Annotated in this window: 2 protein-coding genes; both read right to left on the minus strand. The window is 72.4% G+C overall.

The window, feature by feature from the left end:
• Positions 1-1555: type I polyketide synthase (locus H0524_RS17120; RefSeq protein ID WP_180199546.1), on the minus strand; the 1555-nt coding region annotated here is incomplete at its 3' end.
• A 52-nt stretch (positions 1556-1607) separates the two neighbouring features.
• A partial coding sequence (locus H0524_RS17125; RefSeq protein ID WP_255436024.1) for a type I polyketide synthase occupies positions 1608-4405 on the minus strand: 2798 nt, incomplete at its 5' end.

The following is a 4405-nucleotide window of genomic DNA, read 5'->3' on the forward strand; positions in this document are numbered from 1 at the left end:
CAACACCATCACCCACCTCCCCACCCACCACCACACCCCGATACTCCAAACCCGCCCGACCCACACCCAACGAAAACCCCACATCCACCGCACGCTCCTCGGTGTCGGCGGAGAACGCCGCGATGCGACCCGCCTGCCGGGCGAGCCCTTCAGGCGAGCGTCCCGACACCGGCCAGAGGGTGACCGGTGGGGTCGGTCCCGGCTCCGGCTCCTCGACGGGTGCTGCCTGCTCGATGATGAGGTGCACGTTGGTGCCGCTGATGCCGAACGACGACACCCCAGCCCGCCGCGGCCGGTCCACCGCCGGCCACTCGACCGACTCGGTAAGCAGCCGGACCTCACCGGCCGACCAATCGACCTGCCGCGACGGCGTCCCGACGTGCAGGGTGCGCGGCAGCACCCCATGCCGCATCGCCATCACCATCTTGATCACACCAGCCACACCCGCCGCTGCCTGGGCATGCCCAATGTTCGACTTCACCGAGCCCAGCCACAGCGGCCGATCCCGGTCACCCCCATACGTCGCCAGGATCGCCTGCGCCTCGATCGGATCACCCAACGCCGTACCCGTACCATGCGCCTCCACCACATCCACATCAGAGGTAGCAAGCCGCGCGTTCGCCAACGCGGCACGAATCACCCGCTGCTGCGCCGGCCCATTCGGAGCCGTCAACCCATTCGACGCACCATCCTGATTCACCGCCGAACCCCGCACCACCCCCAACACCCGATGACCATTACGACGAGCATCCGACAACCGCTCCAACACCAGCACGCCGACACCCTCGGACCAGGCCGCGCCGTCGGCGGCGTCGCCGAAGGACCGACACCGGCCGTCCGGGGACAGCGCGCGCTGTCGGCTGAACTCCACGAAGAGCTGCGGAGTGGCCATCACCGCCACGCCACCAGCCAGCGCCAGGCCGCACTCCTCCTTGCGCAGCGACTGGCAGGCCAGGTGCACCGCGACCGACGACGACGAGCAGGCGGTGTCCACGGTGATGGCGGGCCCCTCCAGGCCCAGGGTGTAGGCGACCCGGCCGGAGACGAGGCTGCCGGAGGTGGTGCTGTCGACGTAGTCGTGGTGCATCATGCCGACGAAGACACCGGTGGCGCTGCCCTTCAAGCCGACCGGGTCGATGCCACCGTGCTCGAACGCCTCCCAGGATGCTTCCAACACCAGCCGCTGCTGTGGGTCCGTCTCCACCGCCTCCCGGGGGCTCATCCCGAAGAAGCCCGGGTCGAAGTTGGCGGCGTCGTAGAGGAAGCCGCCGTGCCGGGTGTAGCTCTTGCCGGGCTTGCCGGGTTCCGGGTCGTAGACGCCGTAGACGTCCCAGCCCCGGTCGGTGGGAAAGTCGGAGATGGCGTCGGTGCCGTCGAGGACGAGCTGCCAGAGGTCCTCCGGCGACCGGACACCCCCGGGGTAGCGGCAGCCCATACCGACGATCGCGATCGGCTCCTGGTCCCGGACCTCCACCTCACGCAGTCGCCGGTTGGCCTGTTGCAGTTCAGCCGTGGCGCGCTTGAGGAAGGTCCGGAGCTTGTCGTCGTTCGCCATCGTTTCACACCAATCTTCCGGCGCCGGAGGGGTCCTCGGAGTCGGACTGCTGTCAGGAGATGCCGAGCTCGTTCTCCAGGACGTCGAACAGTTCCTCGTCGGTGGCGGACTCGTAGTCGTGCCGGGTGTTGTCGGGGTTGCCGCTCCGGTCCTGCCAGCCGCGTAGCACCGCCTCCAGCCGTGCGGTGACCCGGCCGTACTCGTCGGCGGGTACGCCGGTCAGGGTCTTTTCCAGACGGTCAAGGTCGGCGAGGACGGCGTCGGCCGGGTCGGCATCGGGCACCACCAGTTCGGCCTTCAACGCCCGGGCGAGGGCGGCGGGTTCGGGGTGGTCGAAGACGAGCGTGGCGGGCAGCCGCAGACCGGTGACGGTACTGAGCACGTTGCGGAACTCGACGGCGGCGAGGGAGTCGAAGCCGAGGTCCTTGAAGGCACGACCGGGTTCCACCGACGCCGGGCCCGGGAAGCCGAGCACAGCGGCGGCGTGCGTACGAACCAGGTCCAGCAGCAGGGTGTCCCGGTCAGCGTCGGAGAGACCGGCGAGTTGTTGCGCCAATCCCCGGTCGGCGGCCGTCGGTTCGCCGGTGGCCACGGGCCGGGCCGGGCTGCGGACCAGGCCGCGCAGGACGGCGGGCAGCGTGTCGGTCCGCCGCCGCAGGGCGTCCAGGTCGACCCGCACCGGTACGACGGTGGCCCGGTCGGCGGCGACGGCCGCATCGAAGAGGCCCAGCCCCTCGTCAGTGGTCATGGCGGGCATGCCGAGCCGGCGCATCCGGTGCAGGCCGGCCTCGTCGAGCTGACCACCCATTCCGGTGCTGGCGGCCCAGAGGCCGAAGGCCAGCGAGGTGGCCGGCAGCCCGTTCGCGCGGCGGTGCTGGGCGAGCGCATCGAGGAAGAGGTTGGCGGCGGCGTAGTTGCCCTGGCCGGCGCCGGCCACCCAGCCGGCCGAGGAGGAGACCAGCACGAACGCGGCCAGGTCGAGGTCGCGGGTGAGGTCGTGCAGGTGCCAGGCGGCGTCCACCTTGGGCCGTAGCACCCGGTGCAGTTGTTCGGGGGTGAGGGTGTCAACCAGCGCGTTCTCGGCGGTACCGGCGGCGTGCACGACAGCGGTGAGCGGGTGGGCGGCGGGAAGGTCGGCGAGCAGCGCGGCGAGCGCGTCCCGGTCGGCGACGTCGCAGGCGGCGACCGTCACCTCGGCGCCGGCGGCGGTGAGGCCCGCGACCAGGTCCGCCGCGCCGGGTGCGCTGGCGCCGCTGCGGCTGGTCAGCAGCAGCCGGCGGACGCCGTGCCGGGTTACCAGGTGCCGGGCGATGAGGCTGCCCAGCCCGCCGAGCCCGCCGGTGATCAGGACGGTGCCGTCGGCGGGCCACGGGGTGCCGTCGCCGGATGCCTCGGCGGGCACCCGGCTCAGTCGGGGCACCAGCAGTTGACCGTCTCGGACGGCCACTTCCGGTTCGCCGGTGGCCAGCACCGCCGCGAGGTGGTCGGTGCCGGTGCCGTCCGTGTCGACCAGGACAAACCGGCCGGGGTGCTCGGCCTCGGCGGCTCGGACCAGCCCCCACAGAGCCGCCCGGACGGGGTCGACCGGGGTGTCGCCGGTACCGACCGCGCCGCGGGTGAGCAGCACCAGCTTCGCCGCGGCGCACCCCGGCTCGGTGAGCCATCGGCGCAACAGCGCCAGCAGTCGTTCGGCGGCCCCGTGTACGGCGGCCGGCGGCGTACTGGACGAATCGAGGGTGACCACGACGGTGCCGGGTACCGGGTCGGGCAGTTCCGCCTCGGCGTCGATGGAGATCCAGTCGTCGGCGACGACGTCCGGGGTGGGGACGGGCCGCCAGGCCACCTCGAACAGGTTGCGCTGATGGCGGCGGACGGCGGTGCCGAGCACGTCGGCGGCCACCGGTCGGACCACCATCTGGTCGATGGTGGCGACGGGATTGCCGTTACCGTCGGCGACGGTGACGGCCAGCTTGTCGGCGGTGGCCGGGGAGATCCGGATCCGCAGGGTGGCGGCGTGCGCCGCGTGCAGGGTCACGCCGCGCCAGGAGAACGGCAACGGCGTGTCGCCTGCGCCTTCGGCTACGAGGTTGGCGTGCAGCGCCGCGTCGAGCAGCGCCGGGTGCAGCAGGAACCGGGGCGCGTCTGCGGCGGCCACCTCGGGAAGCGCCGCCTCGGCCCAGACCTCGGCGGTGTCGCCGTTGCCGCGCCGCCACACCGCGCGCAGTCCCTGGAACGCCGGCCCGTAGCCGTATCCGTGGTCACGTAGCCGGTCGTAGAGGCCGGTGAGGTCGACCGGCTCGGCGCCGGGGGGTGGCCACTCGGACAGGTCGGCGGCGGCCGGGGCGGCTCCGGCCCGGAGGGCCAGGATCCCTTCGGCGTGCCGGGTCCAGCCGGCGCCGTCGGCTGCGTCGTCGGGCCGGGTCCAGATGCCGAGGGTACGGGCGCCGCTGTCGTCGGCGGCGGCGACCGTGACGCGCAGCGCCAGGCCGCCCTCGGCGGGCAGCACCAGCGGTGCGCCGATGGTCAGTTCATCCAGGACCGGACAGCCGACCTGGTCTCCGGCGTGGAGGGCGAGCTCGACCAGCCCGGTGCCGGGGACGAGGACGGTGTCGAACACCGCGTGGTCGGCCAGCCACGGCTGGGCCGTGCGGGAGATCCGGCCGGTGAGCACCACACCGCCGGCGCCGGGCACATCCACCACCGCGCCGAGCAGCGGGTGGTCGGCGGAGTCCAGACCCATCGCGGTGACATCACCAGGATCAGCCGGAGCATCGATCCAATAGTGCTGATGTTGGAAGGCATACGTCGGCAAATCCACCCGACGCCCACCCCCACACACCACACCCCAAT

The organism is Salinispora sp. H7-4 (assembly GCF_013416675.1).
GTDB classification, from domain to species: Bacteria; Actinomycetota; Actinomycetes; order Mycobacteriales; family Micromonosporaceae; genus Micromonospora; species Micromonospora vitiensis.